This is a genomic window from Frankia sp. KB5 (genome assembly GCF_002099325.1).
GTDB classification, from domain to species: domain Bacteria; phylum Actinomycetota; class Actinomycetes; order Frankiales; family Frankiaceae; genus Frankia; species Frankia casuarinae.
Genome location: NZ_MRUJ01000085.1, coordinates 14,579 through 30,482 on the forward strand (window position 1 = coordinate 14,579; position 15,904 = coordinate 30,482).

At 71.3% G+C, this 15,904-nt stretch carries 13 protein-coding genes; 5 read left to right on the top strand and 8 right to left on the bottom strand.

Features of this window, described 5'->3' with window-relative positions:
• Positions 1-352 precede the first annotated feature (352 nt).
• Entirely contained in the window at positions 353-1,390 is a 1,038-nt protein-coding gene (gene fbaA / locus KBI5_RS09935) for a class II fructose-bisphosphate aldolase (protein WP_085015080.1), read from the bottom strand.
• 233 nt (positions 1,391-1,623) lie between these two features.
• Between fbaA and KBI5_RS09940 the strand changes: the two genes are divergently transcribed.
• The 5 genes from KBI5_RS09940 to KBI5_RS09960 all read left to right on the top strand — a co-directional run bounded on the left by KBI5_RS09940 (position 1,624) and on the right by KBI5_RS09960 (position 6,921).
• Entirely contained in the window at positions 1,624-2,223 is a 600-nt protein-coding gene (locus KBI5_RS09940; RefSeq protein WP_116289886.1) for a DedA family protein, read from the top strand.
• 308 nt (positions 2,224-2,531) lie between these two features.
• Positions 2,532-3,251: a CAP domain-containing protein gene (locus KBI5_RS09945; protein ID WP_051623767.1), complete on the top strand. Its 720-nt coding sequence runs from the start codon at positions 2,532-2,534 to the stop codon at positions 3,249-3,251.
• A 258-nt stretch (positions 3,252-3,509) separates the two neighbouring features.
• On the top strand, positions 3,510-4,805 hold the full coding sequence (locus KBI5_RS09950) for an NAD-dependent epimerase/dehydratase family protein (RefSeq protein ID WP_085015082.1): 1,296 nt from the start codon (positions 3,510-3,512) through the stop codon (positions 4,803-4,805).
• Complete coding sequence (locus KBI5_RS09955) at positions 4,798-5,385, top strand: GNAT family N-acetyltransferase (RefSeq protein ID WP_085015083.1); 588 nt, start codon at positions 4,798-4,800, stop codon at positions 5,383-5,385. The genes KBI5_RS09950 and KBI5_RS09955 overlap by 8 nt, the downstream gene beginning before the upstream one ends.
• A 438-nt stretch (positions 5,386-5,823) precedes the next feature.
• Positions 5,824-6,921 (top strand): nucleotidyltransferase, encoded by a 1,098-nt coding sequence (locus KBI5_RS09960; RefSeq protein WP_011438713.1) that lies wholly within the window; start codon positions 5,824-5,826, stop codon positions 6,919-6,921.
• A 32-nt stretch (positions 6,922-6,953) separates the two neighbouring features.
• Here the strand turns inward: KBI5_RS09960 and KBI5_RS09965 are convergent, their stop codons facing one another.
• The 7 genes from KBI5_RS09965 to dnaK all read right to left on the bottom strand — a co-directional run.
• Entirely contained in the window at positions 6,954-8,285 is a 1,332-nt protein-coding gene (locus KBI5_RS09965; protein WP_116289887.1) for a PH domain-containing protein, read from the bottom strand.
• The gene (locus KBI5_RS09970; RefSeq protein ID WP_011438711.1) at positions 8,282-8,767 is read right to left on the bottom strand and encodes a PH domain-containing protein; all 486 of its coding nucleotides are present in this window, start codon (positions 8,765-8,767) and stop codon (positions 8,282-8,284) included. The genes KBI5_RS09965 and KBI5_RS09970 overlap by 4 nt, the downstream gene beginning before the upstream one ends.
• Positions 8,768-8,883: 116 nt before the next feature.
• Entirely contained in the window at positions 8,884-11,493 is a 2,610-nt protein-coding gene (gene clpB, locus KBI5_RS09975) for an ATP-dependent chaperone ClpB (protein WP_085015084.1), read from the bottom strand.
• 135 nt (positions 11,494-11,628) lie between these two features.
• Positions 11,629-12,234, bottom strand: coding sequence for a helix-turn-helix transcriptional regulator (locus KBI5_RS09980; RefSeq protein ID WP_085015085.1), 606 nt, complete (start codon positions 12,232-12,234; stop codon positions 11,629-11,631).
• Positions 12,231-13,421, bottom strand: a complete 1,191-nt coding sequence (gene dnaJ, locus KBI5_RS09985) for a molecular chaperone DnaJ (protein WP_085015086.1) — start codon at positions 13,419-13,421, stop codon at positions 12,231-12,233. The genes KBI5_RS09980 and dnaJ overlap by 4 nt, the downstream gene beginning before the upstream one ends.
• Positions 13,422-13,523: 102 nt before the next feature.
• Positions 13,524-14,339: a nucleotide exchange factor GrpE gene (gene grpE, locus KBI5_RS09990; protein ID WP_085015087.1), complete on the bottom strand. Its 816-nt coding sequence runs from the start codon at positions 14,337-14,339 to the stop codon at positions 13,524-13,526.
• Positions 14,336-15,904: molecular chaperone DnaK (dnaK, locus tag KBI5_RS09995; protein ID WP_085015088.1), on the bottom strand; the 1,569-nt coding region annotated here is incomplete at its 5' end. The genes grpE and dnaK, both read right to left, overlap by 4 nt.

Here is a 15,904-nt window from a genome sequence, read left to right on the forward strand (position 1 = left end):
GCGGGGGCGGCGTTACGCGAGGAGCGGGATGYCGCGCCCGCTAAACAGTGGTCCCCCAGCCGTCGGAGCGACCGGGGGACCGCGCGGGCCGGCATAGTACGGGAAATCGGCGGGTCGTGCATCGGACCGGGGCGGGTCGGATGTCCGCCGCGTGCCGGTCGTTCCGTCCGCCGGAAATGATGGAGAGGGTCGGACCGAGGGGTCCGGAGAATGTCCTCGGACGAGCGGCGGCGGTTGCTCGGTTGCCCGTTCGCGGCCGGCGGCTATCTGTCCGCTTGTCCGCCGGCCGGCGGACAAGCGGCCGGTATCCGACGAACCGATCCCGCCAGCCGGCGTGCGCTCCTGGGCCCGACTATGCCCGCCCGAGGCTGGTGCCGGCGGAACGGAGGTCCTCACACGCCTGGGCGACGCGGGCCGCCATGCTGYTCTCCGCGAGCTTTCCGTAGGTACGCGGGTCGTACGCCTTCTTCACGCCGACCTCACCGTCCACCTTGAGAACGCCGTCATAGTTTTTGAACACGTGGTCCACGATGGGGCGGGTGAATGCGTACTGGGTGTCCGTGTCCACGTTCATCTTGACCACCCCGTAGTCGAGGGTCTCGCGGATTTCGGTGAGAGCCGACCCGCTACCGCCGTGAAAGACGAGGTTGAACGGCTTCGCGCCGGCTGGCAGCCCGAGCTTCCTGGCGACGTACTCCTGTCCTTCGTGCAGAATCGTCGGGCGTAGCTTGACGTTTCCGGGCTTGTACACACCGTGCACGTTGCCGAAGGTGGCGGCGAGCAGGTAGCGCCCCTTCGCGCCGGTGCCGAGCACCTCGGCCGTCCGCCACATGTCCTCCGGCGTCGTGTAGAGCTTCTCGTCGATCGCGCCGACGACGCCGTCCTCCTCGCCGCCGACGACCCCGATCTCGACCTCGAGAACGATCTTCGCGGCGGCGGCGTCCGCGAGTAGTTCTTCGGCGATCTTGAGGTTCTCCTCGAGGGGGACCGCCGAGCCGTCCCACATGTGCGACTGGAAGAGCGGCTCGCGTCCCTGGGCCACCCGATTCTTCGAGATCGCGATCAAGGGGCGGATGTAGGTGTCAAGCTTGTCGGCCGGGCAGTGGTCGGTGTGCAGGGCGATGTTGACCGGATACGCCTTCGCGACGTGGTGGGCGAACTCGGYCAGTGCCTCCGCGCCGAGGACCATGTTCTTCACCGTCGAGCCGGACAGGTACTCGGCACCGCCGGTGGACACCTGCACGATGCCGTCACTGCCGGCTTCGGTGAAGCCCCGCAGCGCGGCGTTCAGGGACTGCGACGAGGTCACGTTGATCGCGGGGTAGGCGAAGGACTGGGCCTTCGCCCGGTCGAGCATCTCGGCATATACGTCTGGCGTGGCGATGGGCATCGGTGGGGCTCCTTACGAACCTGTAGGGGCGCCGATCAGCCATGCACCCGCGGTGCAGGGCAGCCGGATCGGGCCGAAGCCCGCCGTGGACTCCTGATGGGCGAAGGGTATGACGCCTTGCCCCGTCCCGGGGTCGGATGCGGCTGACGTCGCCGGCGCGGTGYGGATCCGCGCGATGTGGTCCCCGCCGACTTGGTCGGCGGGTGCCGACCAGGGGCCGGCACACTGGTCGAGTGGACGTCGGCAGCCTGTCCGGGATGACGCTGTACGTCGTCCTCTTCGCGGTCATCTTCGTCGAGAGCGGGATCCTGATCGGGTTCTGGCTTCCGGGTGACACCATTCTCTTCGCGGCCGGGCTGATGGCGGCGGACGCGGCGTCGAACGTGTCCGTCGCGGTCCTCTCGATCGGGGTCGCGGCGGCAGCCACCGTCGGGGCGGCGGCGGGCTACTACACCGGGCATCGTCTCGGCCGGCCGTACCTGGAACGCAGGCACGCCACGGTGCTGGCCCGTACGGAGGAATTCTACCGGCGGTTCGGGCCGATCACCCTGGTCGCGGCCCGCTTCGTGCCGTGGGCGAGGACGTTCGCGCCGGTACTCGCCGGGACCGTGGCGATGTCATGGTCCCGCTTTCTGATCGCGGYCGTGCTCGGGGCGCTCGTCTGGGGGACCGGATTGATCCTTCTGGGCTATACGGCGGCCGCCATTCCTGGGCTGCGGGACGCGGCGGTGTGGATCGCGCTCGTAGTGATCGTCATCTCCGTCATCGCCGGGATCGCCGGCGAGCTGCTGYGCCGGCGATCGGGCCGGCTCCCCGACCAGGGGCCGCGGTAGTCCGCGTCGGGCGAGGAGCGCCGAGGGGGCGGGCGAGGAGCGCAGGGATGTTGTCCGTCAGTGCCCCGCGGCGCCGGATCATGCCGGGAGATCCGTGGACCGGTAGTCTCCACGACGTTACGACCAGATCACATTGGACGATCAATTCCCTTTCCTATGGCAATTTCTGGCTATGGCCGGCTAACCTTGATCGATCCAGGTACGCGGTCGGGGTCCGACCACCGAAGGATTCGATGCTTCGACAGCACGGGCGGCACCATGCGGGACGGCGTCGCGCCGGCCCCGTCCTCTGCAGCGCGGCAGGGGCCTTGACCGCGGTTCTGACGGTCGTGCTGCTCGCGGGTGGTCATTCGGCACCGCGTGACGGTGACCGCCTGGCCGGCCGCGCCGGCACGCAGCCGGATCGGGGCGTGGTCGGGGTGGCGGCCGGGGTCCCCCCCACGTCGATCGCGGGTCGGATCGCGGATCGGGGTGCGCCGACCGGACCCGGGGCCGAGCCTCCGCCCACCGCTCGCCCGGCCGGTCCGGATCAGCTGGCCGCCGCGCGGGCGGCGGCTCTGGCCCTGGCCGCGCCGGTGACTGCTCCGTCCGCGTCGGCCCCGGCCGTCGCATCCCCCCACCCGCCGTACCTGCCGGCCTCCTGGATGAGCCTGGTCGGTCAGGTCGCGACCTCGACCAACTTCGAGCGCCGGGCGGCCGGTTGTCCTCCGTTGATCGTCGACTTGCGGTTGGCCGCCGCGGCCCAGGCACACAGCGTCGACATGGCCACGGTCGGCTATTTCGGCCACGGCAGCCCGGACGGTCGCTCGCCCTTCGACCGGATCGCCGCCGCCGGCTTCTCCTTCTCCATCGCCGCCGAGAACATCGCCGCCGGTCAGCGCACCGTGGCCGAGGTGATGCGCGGATGGATGAACAGCCCGGAGCACCGATCGAACATCCTCACCTGCTCGCTGACCCGGATCGGCGTGGGCTACGCGACGGGCGGCAGGTACGGCACCTACTGGACCCAGGACTTCGGGACGCCGTGAGGGCCGGCCCACCTGCCGGGCGCGACCGGCCCGTGGCATCCCGGGAGGTGCACCCGACCTCGATCCTCCCGACTCGCGGGGATGTCCCGGTCCTGATCAGTAGTCGATCCCGTAGGGTCGGGTCGTCGCCGACGGCAGCGAGCACGGCAGCGAGCACGGCAGCGAGCGTGGTAAAACCCGCGGACCCAGCCGGTGGACGGGCCGGCGGGCCGCGCGGCAGCGCCGTCGGCGAGGGTGATCCTGGCAGGAGGAGCGACCTTGGTTCGGGCGGTGGTCACCGGCGCGGCCGGCTTCCTCGGCGGAGCGCTGGCCCACGCGCTGCGGCGGCGCGGTGACGACGTTGTCGCCATCGACATCCGGCGCGCGCCGGGTGTCATGCAGGCCGACGTCAGCCGTCCCGGTGAGTGGGAGAAGGCCTTTTACGGCACGGAGCTGGTGATCCATGCCGCCGCCATCGGGACCGGTGGCGTCGCGGAACTGACCCCGGTGCGTCCCGGCCGAGCCGGAGCGCCGGTACGGGTGTCCGACGCCGAGATCCGGCGGGTGACCCTCGGCGCCACGGCGGCGTTGCTCGACGCCGCGGGTCGGGCCGGGGTCGACCGCTTCGTCCATCTCTCCTGCGTGGACGTGCTTGCCCGGACGAGTGGCCCGGTCCCCGGCGGGACCGGGGACCGCAGGCCCGCGCGAGCCGTCGGCCGATCATTGGACGAGACCACGCCGATCGGACTGACCGGCGACGTCCGCGCCGACGCCATGGCCGCCGCGGAACAGGCGGTCGGGTCGGCCGCTGCGCACGGACTCGGCGCGACCGTCCTACGGATCGGGGATGCCTACGGTCCCCGGGCCGGTCGCTGGACCCTCTGGCCGGTGCTGCTGATGCGGGCCGGGCGGTTCGTCCTCGTCGACGGCGRCTGGGGTGTGCTCAGCCCCGTGCATGTCGACGACGTGGTCACGGCGGTGACCACCGTCGCCGGTGCGGACCGGTCGGCGGTCKCCGGTGAGGTGCTGCACGTGACCGGGGGGGAGTCGGTGTCTGCCGCCGACTTCTTCACCTTTTACTGTCAGATGCTCGCGATCGCGGCGCCCCGCTCCGTACCGGCCAGGGTCTTCGGAGCGGTCGACGCGATTGATCGTGTCTGTTCGTTCGCGGAGGGTTACCGAAGGCGAGGTGTGGACGATTCCGCGGCCGAGACGCCACCCCTCCCCACCCACCCGGTCCCGGCGGTCTCGACGACCTCGGTGCGGCCAGCGGGCTCGGCGGCCCCGGCGGCCCCGGCCGTTCCGGTGAACTCGGCGACGTCGCGGCGGGGACCGGGCCTGATCCGCGGTGTAGGTGCCCGTCTGGTGGCCGGAGTCGATCCCCGCGCCCGGGTGGACCTCGGTCCGCTCACCGTGCGCGCCCTGACCCGCGACGCGGGCCTCTCCATCGAGAAGATCCGGGCCCGGACGGGATGGTCGCCGGTCGTGCGGCTGCCCGAGGGCATGAACCGCACCGAGTCCTGGCTCCGGGAACGGGGTCTGCTCGGGGTCCGGGAGCCGTCCCGTCGTGGGTGAGGGCCCTACACTCACCACCTCCCGACTACTCGCACTCCCGCTCACCATTTGGAACGCGGGATACGTCGCCGAGGAGCTCGCGCCCTCGCTGGCGTTCACGGTCATCCCCCCGCGATCAGGCACGCGTGGCGCCTCCGGTGACGGATCCGGCCCCTTCGGCGGAATCGTCGGGACCGATCCTGCCGCGGGGGCGCCCGATCCCGACGATCCGGCGGGGGCGCTGCGGCGCGAACTACGCCGTCGGGCGAGCGCCGGCCACATGGTCCTGACCTGGGTGCTGCGTCGCCAGCCGGGTCGCCAGCCAGGATCGGCGGCGGTGGGCCTGCTCGCGGCGGAGACCCACGGCCGGCGGGTGGTGGTCGGGGTGTCGATCGCGCTCGGCTGCCGGCGCAGCGGCTACGCCACCGAGGCGATCCGCGCGGTCGCGGGATGGTTCGAATACCGCGGCGCTCTGGTGGAGACGCGGATCCGGCGCGGGGACAGCGTGGGGAAGCGTCTCGCGCAGGCGACCTCGTTCGTGCCAACGAGTGTGTTGGTCGCCGATTGGTGGCGGATCTGGCTGCGTCCGCCRCCAAGTTGACCATTGAGGTTTGTCACGCAACGTTATCGGGCGTCGGGCTTCGCCTGGGCCTGACGTCGCGAGTCACCGCCGACCGTTCCGGTACCGTCCGGATTCGGCCGTCATCCGGCCCGAACGGGCAAAACCCATGTCCAGCCGCCTTTCGCGGTGTGGCGGAAGGTCATTGTGACGGTACCGTTACCATGCTGTGTTGTCGGCTGGGTGACAGCTCCCGGCTCATTTTTTCGCCGTCACGAGGAGAGTGGTGAACACGCCGCGCAGACAGCCCCCTGTTCAGACTGTGATGCCCTGGGGCACCATGTAAGGCGATGTCGCGACCAATGGCCGACGGGCCGAAGCTGGGCGGGGCGTCCGTGGGGGTCCGTGGGAGGGCCGTCGCGTGCCCGGGGAGGGGAGCCCGAACGGTCCGGCGCCACCTGCGCCTGGGAGGTCAGCACCATGAGTGTGGATACCCCTCGGGGAACACCGGCCGGAGTCCGGCCGAGCGAGGTCACGTACGATCATCTGATCATTCCGCCGGACTGGCGTCGGCCGAAGGAGTCGGCGCCGGGGACGCTCAACGCTCTGTTCCCCTCCGAGGGAGGCCCCCGCGCCGAGCCTGCCGCGGCCGGCTCGACGTCGCCGATCAACCCGACAACCGGTCCGTTGACGGGTCCGTTGACGGGCCCGCTGCTGGTCGGCACCACGGCGCGTGCCTTCGCGAAACTCGACGACCTGATCCGTCTCGGTGCCGAGGACCGTGCCGTCGTCGCGGCTCGCCGCGACGAGGCGGAGCGGGCGCTGCGCGCGATCTTCCCGCCTCGTTGCGCGCTGCCGCTGGTCGGGGTCGCCACGATCGGCTCGGCGGGTCGGGACACCATGATCCGTCCGCTCGACGAGGTGGACATCTTCGCGGTCTTCTCGGCGGCCAACAGCGCCTGGAAGCGTTTCCGCTGGGACTCCCGCGACCTGCTGCTCTGCGTGCGCAACGCCATCGGCGGAGATCGAATCCAGACGATCGGTAGCCGCGGCCAGGCGCTGCGCATCGTCTACGACGCCCCTCCGGACGTCCATCTGGTGCCGGCCTTCGATCATCCGCGTGCCGGGTACGTCATACCCGATCGGGTCGGTGGCTGGCTGCCGACCCGGCCGGAGCGGCACACGAGCTGGACGGCGGACCTCGGCCCCCGGGTGATCTCGGCGGTCCGCCTGCTCAAGGCGTGGAACCGGGTACGCGGCAGCCACCTGCGCTCCTTCCACATCGAGGCGCTCGCCGGGCAGGTCCTCGCCGGCCGCGGGCTCAACACCCGGCAGGGGCTCGCCGAGGTCTTCCGGCATCTGGACGATGTCGGCCTCACCGTGGCCGACCCGGCCGACGTCGGCGGGGACCTGTCGTCGTATCTACGCGCCGAGGACATCGAGGCGTTGGCCGAGAGTGTCCGGCTCGCCCGGATCTACTCGGCGAAGGCGGTGGACGCGGAACAGGCCGGCGATCACGAGGAGGCCGTGAATCTGTGGGGTTCCCTCTTCGGGCCGGAGTTCCCCACGTTCGGCTGAGGGCGGGGGCTCCGTTTACCCGGCGCCCCGGCTCATCCAGCGGTCCGTACGGCGTGGCGCCGACCGATCCGGGATCGTTCGGCCTGTGCGGCGGCGAGCGAGACCGCCTCGTCGGCGTCGCGCAGGCCGGCCCGCACCGTCACCGGGCCGCCGGTGGTATCGAGGTGCATGTCGGCCAACCGTAGCAGTCTGGCCAGCGGATTCTGCACGATCCGGATGCTCTGCACCTTACCGTGGGGGATGAGATCGGTGTGCCGCCGGACGATTCCCCGGCGTACGACGAAGACCGTGTCGTCCGCTCCGCAGGACAGCCGCCGCCAGTGGAGCGGGGCGAGCCAGGCGGCCCGGCGTGGCGGCCGGGTCATCGCCACCGCCGCGACATCCACTCCGGGCAGTAGCCGGCCGATCAGGGCCAGCGCATCCGCCCGGCGAGCCACCGGTAGCAGCACGGAGGGCCCGCCGCCGGCCACGTTCATCCGGAGCGTCACCCAGCCCGACCAGCGCCACAGCGCCGGTTCGCCGATGCTGATCGCCTGGACCCGTCCCGGCGGGACCGTGGCGTGGGTGCGGTTGAGCAGACCGCTGTTGATGCGCAGCCCGTCGGGTGACTCGGAGACGGTGTAGGGGTAGCCGGCCGCGAACCGGCGAAACGTCGTGTGCCAGAGGCTGCCGAGCATCGGAACGGCGCCGAGGGCGCCGGTGAGGGTACCGGTCAGCAGGGCGGGCGTGGCGATCGCGGCCGCGCCGAACAACGCCACCCACGGCGCGGGGGACAGCGCGATCGCGGCCACCAACCGCCGTGGCGGCACCTCGGCGAGTGGGCGCTGCGGTGCCTCGCCCACGTCCGGCGCGAGTCCCGCGGCGGTGGCCAGCAGCTCGGCCCGCAGCCGCTGGGCGTGACCCACCGACAGGTACCGCAGGTCGGACCCGGAGTCGGTGTCCAGTTCGGAGCGTTCCCTACCGGCGAGATCGATCCGGAGGATGGCGAGCCCCGTGACCCGGGCGAGAAGTGGTTGAGCGATGTCCACCGACTGTAACCGATCCAGCCGGACATGGCGGGTCCGTCGGACCAAGAGCCCGGTATCGAGCCGAAGATTGTCGCGTTCGACCCGGTAGCGGGTGAATCGCCAGGCGCAGTATCCGTAGGTGCCGGCGGCGGGAATCAGGAAGATCAGGGTGAGCCCGATGATGYGGGGGGTGACGTCGTCGGCGAGGTTTCTGCCGACCGTCGCCATGAACGCCACGACGATTACCCAGCCGCGCAGGAACGGGGTGAGCGGATRCAGCCGGTGAAACCCGTCCTGGCCGGGGCGTGTCGCCCGAGCCGGCGCTTCGCCGGTGGTGGACCCCCGCTCGATCGTCACAGCCCGGCCGACCGGGCTTCACCGCGTTCGGTGAGCGCGTCACGCAGCCGCGCGGCCTCGTCCGGGGCCAGGCCGGGGATGATGGCATCGCTGTCCGCGGCCGCGGTGTGCAGCTGCACCTTGGCGATGCCGAAGCGGCGCGCCAGTGGTCCGGCGGTGACGTCGACGAGCTGCATCCGGCCATACGGCACCACGATCAGGCGACGCGTCAGCACCCCGCGGCTGATCAGGAGATCGTCCTCCCGCTCGGCATAGCGCCAGGCCTGCCAGCGGAGGCCGATCGAGCGCCAGAGCCAGCCCGTCACGAGGATTGGCGCCACCGTGATCAGTATCCAGGGCCAGCCGCCGAACGCCGCCGTGATCAGCAGGGTGAGCGCCACCACCGGGACGGCTCCCACGATCAGGAGCGCCCGTCGAAGCCGCCGTAGGCCCGGTGGCAGGACCCGCCACTGCGCGGGATCCGGCAGAAGAGCGTCGTGCATTCCGCAACGATAAGTCGCACATCCGCTACGTCCGGCCCGAATCGGTCGAGGAACCGACGGCGTGCCGTCCCCACGATGGTCCTCGCCCGGTCTGCGGCGATTCGCCGGGAGGCCCGTCAGAGGGACTTGACGGTGGCGGCCTTGACCGTCAGACCCGAGCGGTCCGGCGCGGTGTTGACGAGCACCTCGTCGCCGTCCCGGATCTGCCCGCCGAGCAGTTCCTTGGCGAGCTGGTCGCCGATCGCCGTCTGGACCAGCCGCCGCAGCGGACGGGCCCCGAACACCGGGTCGTAGCCGACGTCGGAGAGCCATCCCTTGGCGGCGTCGGTGACGTTGAGGGTGATCCTCCGGTCGAGCAGCCGGGCCCGCAGCCGATCGAGCTGGAGATCGACGATGCGGGTCAGCTCGTCCCGGCCCAGCTGGTCGAAGACGAGGACGTCGTCGAGGCGGTTGAGGAACTCCGGCTTGAAGGCGTCGCGCACGGCGACCATCACCGACTCGCGGCGCACCTGCGGGCTGAGCGTGGGGTCCGCGATGAACTGCGACCCGAGGTTCGAGGTCAGGATGAGGATCGTGTTGCGGAAGTCCACCGTGCGGCCCTGGCCGTCGGTGAGCCGCCCGTCGTCGAGAACCTGCAGCAGGACGTCAAAGACGTCCGGATGGGCCTTCTCGACCTCGTCCAACAGGATGACACTGTATGGCCGGCGGCGGATCGCCTCGGTGAGCTGACCGCCGGACTCGAACCCGACGTACCCGGGTGGGGCGCCGATCAGACGGGCCACCGAGTGCTTCTCGGCGTACTCGCTCATGTCGATGCGCACGATCGCCCGCTCGTCGTCGAAGAGGAAATCGGCGAGCGCCTTCGCGAGCTCGGTCTTCCCGACCCCGGTGGGCCCGAGGAAGAGGAAGGAGCCGGTCGGCCGGTCCGGGTCGGCGATCCCGGCCCTGGCCCGGCGGACCGCGTCGGAGACGGCCCGCACCGCGTCGTCCTGGCCGATGACCCGCGCGTGCAGCGCGGACTCCATACGCAGCAGCTTCGCCGTCTCGCCTTCGAGGAGGCGACCGGCCGGGATCCCGGTCCAGGCGGCGACGACCTCGGCGACGTCGTCCGGGCCGACCTCCTCGTTGAGYATCGCCCCACCGGGGGAGTCCGCGCCGGCCAGCGCGTCGGTTGYCGCCGACAGCCGCTTCTCCAACGTCGGGATGGTGCCGTACCGCAGCTCCCCGGCCTTGGCGAGGTCGAGGTCGCGCTCGGCGAGCTCCACGGCGCGCCGCGCGTTCTCCAGCTCCTCCTTGATCTTCTGAACCTCGGAGATCGAATCCTTCTCCCGGTGCCAGCGGGCCGTCAGGCTCGACAGCTCCTCACGCCGGTCGGCGAGCTCGCGCTGCAGGCGCCCCCGCCGCTCGCGGGAGGCCTCGTCGTTCTCCTTGGACAGCGCCATGTCCTCGATCTCCAGGCGGCGCACGGCGCGTTCGAGTTCGTCGATCGCCACCGGCCGGCTGTCGATCTCCATGCGGAGCCGGGACGCGGCCTCGTCGACCAGGTCGATCGCCTTGTCCGGCAGGAAGCGCGCGGTGACGTAGCGGTCGGACAGGGTGGCCGCGGCGACCAGCGCGGTGTCGGTGATGCGCACGCCGTGGTGCACCTCGTAGCGTTCCTTGAGCCCGCGCAGGATGCCGATGGTGTCCTCGACCGTCGGCTCGCCGACGAGGACCGGCTGGAAGCGACGCTCCAGCGCCGGGTCCTTCTCGATCCGGGTGCGGTACTCCTCCAGGGTGGTGGCGCCGATCATGCGCAGCTCGCCGCGGGCGAGCATCGGCTTGAGCATGTTGCCGGCGTCCATCGCTCCTTCCGCCGCACCGGCGCCGACGACGGTGTGCAGCTCGTCGATGAAGGTGATGATCTGACCCTCGGCCTCGCGGATCTCGTTGAGGACAGAGGTCAGCCGCTCCTCGAACTCGCCGCGCAGCTTGGAGCCGGCAACCATCGAACCGAGGTCGAGCGAGACGATGCGCCGGCCGCGCAGCGACTCGGGCACGTCACCCGCGACGACCCGCAGCGCGAGCCCTTCGACGATGGCCGTCTTGCCGACCCCGGGCTCGCCGATGAGGACCGGGTTGTTCTTCGTCCGCCGCGACAGCACCTGGATGACGCGGCGGATCTCGGCGTCGCGGCCGATCACCGGGTCCAGCTTGCCCTGCTGCGCACGCTCGGTGAGGTCGATGGAGTACTTCTCCAACGCGCGGTAGGAGCCCTCCGGGTCCCGGCTGGTCACCCGCCGGGCGCCGCCGCGCACCTTCTCGAAGGCGCCGCGCAGCGCGTCGGGCGTGGCGCCGGCGGAGGTGAGGATCCGCCCGGCCTCGCCCCCCTCCTCGGCGAGTGCCACGACCAGATGCTCGACCGAAGTGTATTCGTCACCCAGCTGACCGGCCTGCCGCTCGGCGTTGTTCAGCACCGCGATGAGCTGGCGGGACAGCTGCGGCGGGGACACGCTCAGGCCCGTCGCGCGGGGCAGCCGCGTCACCGCGGCCTCGGCTCGGGAGCGCACCGTGTCGACCGAGGTGCCCGCGGACGCCAGCAGTGCCGCGCCGACCCCGTCGGACGCTTCGAGCAGGGCGTTGAGCAGGTGGAGGGGGTCGACGAGGGGTGACCCGTCGGCGGTGGCTCGACTGATCGCTGCGGAGAGTGCCTCCTGCGACCGGGCGGTGAGGCGTTCAGCGTTCATGGCGGATCCCAGATGGTCGGATGGCGTGCACCGTCGCTTTTTCAACGCTCAGCATACCTGAGTCGTTCCCACTCAACCCTGCGGGCGCGCCGCGATGAACCTCCCGTATCCGTTCGCCGGCTCCGCCCCGGCCGGTCAGCGGCGGGGCAGCGGCCGCCAGACCACGAGCGCGCCGCGATCCACCGGGACGAGGTCACGCCRGTGACTGGCATGCGCCTCGGCCACCGCGCGGTCCGCGTCGGCGCGGGACCGGGCGAGCTCCTCGGTGAGCTGACGCACCTGCGCCTGCAGCGCCATCACCTGGGCGCTCAACCGGAGGATCTGCTTGACCCCCTCCAGGTTGACGCCTTCCTCCTGGGACAGTCGCTGCACCTCGCGCAGCAACGCCACATCCCGGGCGGAGTAACGACGCCCCCGCCCGGCCGTGCGCCCAGGCGTGACCAGCCCGAGCCGGTCGTAGGACCGCAGGGTCTGGGGATGCATCCCGGCGAGCTGCGCGGCGATCGAGATGACGTAGACCGGTGCGTCCTCGTCGTGGGCCGGACCCGGCAGCGGGCCGGCGGGGTAGTAGCCCTCCGGTCGAACCTCGGTGTCCGGCCGAACCTCGGTGGGGGACGCCRCCGGCCCCCGCTGGAGCTGCCGTTCCCCTGTTCGCCCTGCCCCCATTGTTCGCCCTGTTCCCGTCGCTCGCCCACGCCGGGCGGGCGGCGGGTCGGATGTGCGGTTCGGCCGCCCGGTCATCCRCCTGCCTCCATCCGTTCCATCAACGGCGCCCGTGGGTCCTCGGGATGGGCCTGGGCGAACTCCAGCAACGCCGTACGTGCCCGTGGCGAGAGATCACTCGGCTTCGGTACCGTCACCTCGAGGGTGACGATGAGGTCCCCGTTCCCGCCTCCGGCTGTGGGGACACCCCGCCCGCGGGCCCGCAGGCGTCGACCGCTGGAGGTCCCCGCCGGCACCTTCATCGTGAGCGGAGCACCGTCCAGGGTCGGCACCCGTATCGATGCGCCGAGCGCGGCCTCGGTGATCGTCACGGGGAGAGTAATCGCCAGGTTGCTCCCCTCCCGCTCGAACACCGGATGGCGCAGCACGTGCACCGTCACCTCGAGGTCGCCGCCCGGTCCGCCCCGTTCGCCGGGTATACCACGCCCCCGGACCCGCAGCCGCTGTCCGTCGCTCACCCCGGCTGGGATGCGGATGCGCTGCTCACGCTCACGCCGGCCGGTGCCCCGGCAGTCCGGGCAGGGATGGTCGATCAGGGTGCCCTTGCCCAGGCAGTCGCGGCAGGGCTCGGAGAGCGCGAAGCCACCCTGGGAGCGGGAGACCACACCTAGCCCACGGCAGGTCGGGCAGGTGCGCGGCGTCGTGCCGGGACGCGCCCCRCTGCCGGTGCAGGTGGTACAGGTCGCGGCCCCGGGAAGCCGGACCGACGCCTCCAGGCCGGTCAGCGACTTCTCGAAGGGGATCGTGACCTCGGCCTCGATGTCGGCACCCCGACGCGGACCGCGTCCGGGTGACGACCGCTGGAACAGGTTGTCGAAGATGCCGCCGAGGCCGCCGTTCGCCCCCCCGAGAAGGTCGTCGAGGTTGAGGTTCGGCCCGCTGCCGTAGCCCGTGCCGGGCGCGCCGAACCCGCCGTAACCCCCGGCTCGGCCAGGCCCGCCGAAGCCGCCGCCGGGACGACCGCCGGCCGCGAACAGCGCGCGGGCCTCGTCGTACTCCCGTCGACGGCCCTCGTCCGAGAGAACGTCGTAGGCCTCGGAGACCTCCTTGAAGCGCGCCTCGGCCTTGGCGTCCCCCGGGTTCTTGTCGGGGTGCAGCTCACGGGCCAGCCCGCGGTACGCCTTCTTGATGTCGGTCGCCGAGGCGTCCTTTGGAACGCCGAGAGCGGCGTAATAGTCCTTCTCGACCATGTCGCGAACACTCACGGCGCCCCTCCTTCCCTCATGATGTCGTCCGCGCGAGGCGGTGGCCCGCCGTGTCCGTCAGACCCCGGCTCGCGGACGGCCGGACGGACCTGGCTCCCCTTTTCAGCCGGCGCTGACAGTGGGCCCGCCGTTGTCCGGGCCGGGCACACTGCCCGTGTCATCGGGGACCGATGTCGGCCGATCCGGCGGTCCGCCTGCCTGGCCCGGGCCGCTCCCCGGCACCTCGCCGGCCCCGGCGACGACCTCCGCCTCGACCGGCTGATCGACGATCTCGTCCACCTCGCCCGACGGTTCCGCGACCGACACCTGCGCGGGCCGCAACACCTTGCCCGCGTGCAGGTAACCCGCCCGGAAGACGTCCACGCAGGTCGGCCCGCTCACGTCCGACCGGTAGGAGTGCATCAGGGCCTCGTGGACCGACGGGTCGAACTCGTCGCCCTTCGCCCCGTAGCGCTCCAGCCCGGTCGCCTCCAGGGCCGCCTCCAGGGCCTCCGCGATCGCCTTGAACGGGCCTTCCAGATCGCCGTGGTCACGAGYCCGGCCGATGTCGTCGAGGGTCGACAGCAGACTCGCCAGCAGTTTCGCCGTCGCCTGCTCGCCGATCTGCTGACGGTCTCGCTCGACCCGCCGACGGTAGTTGTCGAACTCGGCCTTCAGGCGCTGCAGGTCCGCGGTCCGCTCGGTGACCTGCTGGCGCAGCGACGCCACGAGCTCACCGTCACCCTCACCCGCCGGGACTCCGGCGGGTGGAACCTCCGTGGCCGTCGGGCCGGGAGGCGCGGCCGCCTCCGGCCGGACCTCGCCGCTCTCCGGATCGATCCGGCGCCGGTCCCGCACCACCACCGGGGGCTCTTCGGCCTCGTCCCGGCCGTCGGGCCGAGACGAACCCCACCAGTCCGCGGCCTGGCCTGAGGTCACTTCTTGTCCTCCTCATCCACGATCTCCGCGTCGACCACGTCGTCGTCGGCTGCTCCGGCGCCGCCGGAGGCACCCGCGCCCTCCTGGGCGGCCTGCGCGTACATGGCCTGGCCCATCGCCTGGCTCGCCGCGGCCAGCGCGTCGGCCGCCTCGCGGATCGCCGCCGTGTCGGTGCCGGCGACGGCGCCCCGCAGCGTGCCGAGCTTCTCCTCCACGTCGCTCTTCACCGCGGCGTCGATCTTTTCGCCGTTCTCGGCGAGGAACCGCTCGGTCGAGTAGACGAGCGTCTCGGCCTTGTTGCGGGTCTCGGCCTCCTCCCGGCGCCTGCGGTCCTCCTCGGCGTACTGCTCGGCGTCGCGGACCATGCGGTCGATGTCGTCCTTCGGCAGCGCCGAGCCGCCGGTGATGGTCATCGACTGCTCCTTGCCGGTGCCCAGGTCCTTCGCGGACACGTGCACGATGCCGTTCGCGTCGATGTCGAAGGTGACCTCGATCTGGGGCATGCCCCGCGGGGCGGGCGGCAGGCCGGTCAGCTCGAACATGCCGAGCTTCTTGTTGTAGGCGGCCATCTCGCGCTCGCCCTGGAAGACCTGGATCTGCACGGAGGGCTGGCTGTCCTCGGCGGTGGTGAAGATCTCCGAGCGCTTGGTGGGGATCGTGGTGTTGCGCTCGATGAGCTTGGTCATGATCCCCCCCTTCGTCTCGATGCCGAGCGAGAGCGGGGTGACGTCGAGGAGCAGGACGTCCTTGACTTCGCCCTTGAGCACGCCGGCCTGCAGCGAGGCGCCGACGGCGACGACCTCGTCCGGGTTGACGCCCTTGTTCGGCTCCTTGCCCCCGGTCAGCTCGCGGACCAGCTCGACGACGGCGGGCATCCGGGTGGAACCACCGACGAGGACGACGTGGTCAATGTCGCTGACCTTGATCCCCGCGTCCTTCACCGCCTGCTGGAAGGGGTGCCTGCAGCGGTCGATGAGGTCGGAGGTCATCCGCTGGAACTCGGCGCGCGACAGCGAGACGTCGAGGTGCAGGGGACCCTCGGCCGACGCGGTGATGTAGGGCAGGTTGATCGCGGTCTGGGTGGACTGCGAAAGCTCGATCTTCGCCTTCTCGGCGGCCTCCCGCAGCCGCTGCAGGGCCATCTTGTCCTTGCCGAGGTCGACCCCGTGCTGGCCGTTGAAGGTCTTGATCAGGTGGTCGGTGATGCGCTGATCCCAGTCGTCACCACCGAGGTGGGTGTCACCGGAGGTGGACTTCACCTCGACGACACCGTCGCCGATCTCCAGCAGGGAGACGTCGAAGGTGCCGCCACCGAGGTCGAAGACCAGGATGGTCTGCTCCTTCTCGCCCTTGTCCAACCCGTAGGCGAGGGCCGCGGCGGTCGGCTCGTTGACAATCCGCAGGACGTTGAGCCCGGCGATCGTGCCCGCCTCGGTGGTGGCCTGACGCTGGGCGTCGTCGAAGTACGCCGGGACGGTGATGACCGCGTCCGTAACCGTCTCACCGAGGTAGGACTCGGCGTCCCGCTTCAGCTTCTGCAGGATGAACGCGCTGATCTCCTGGGG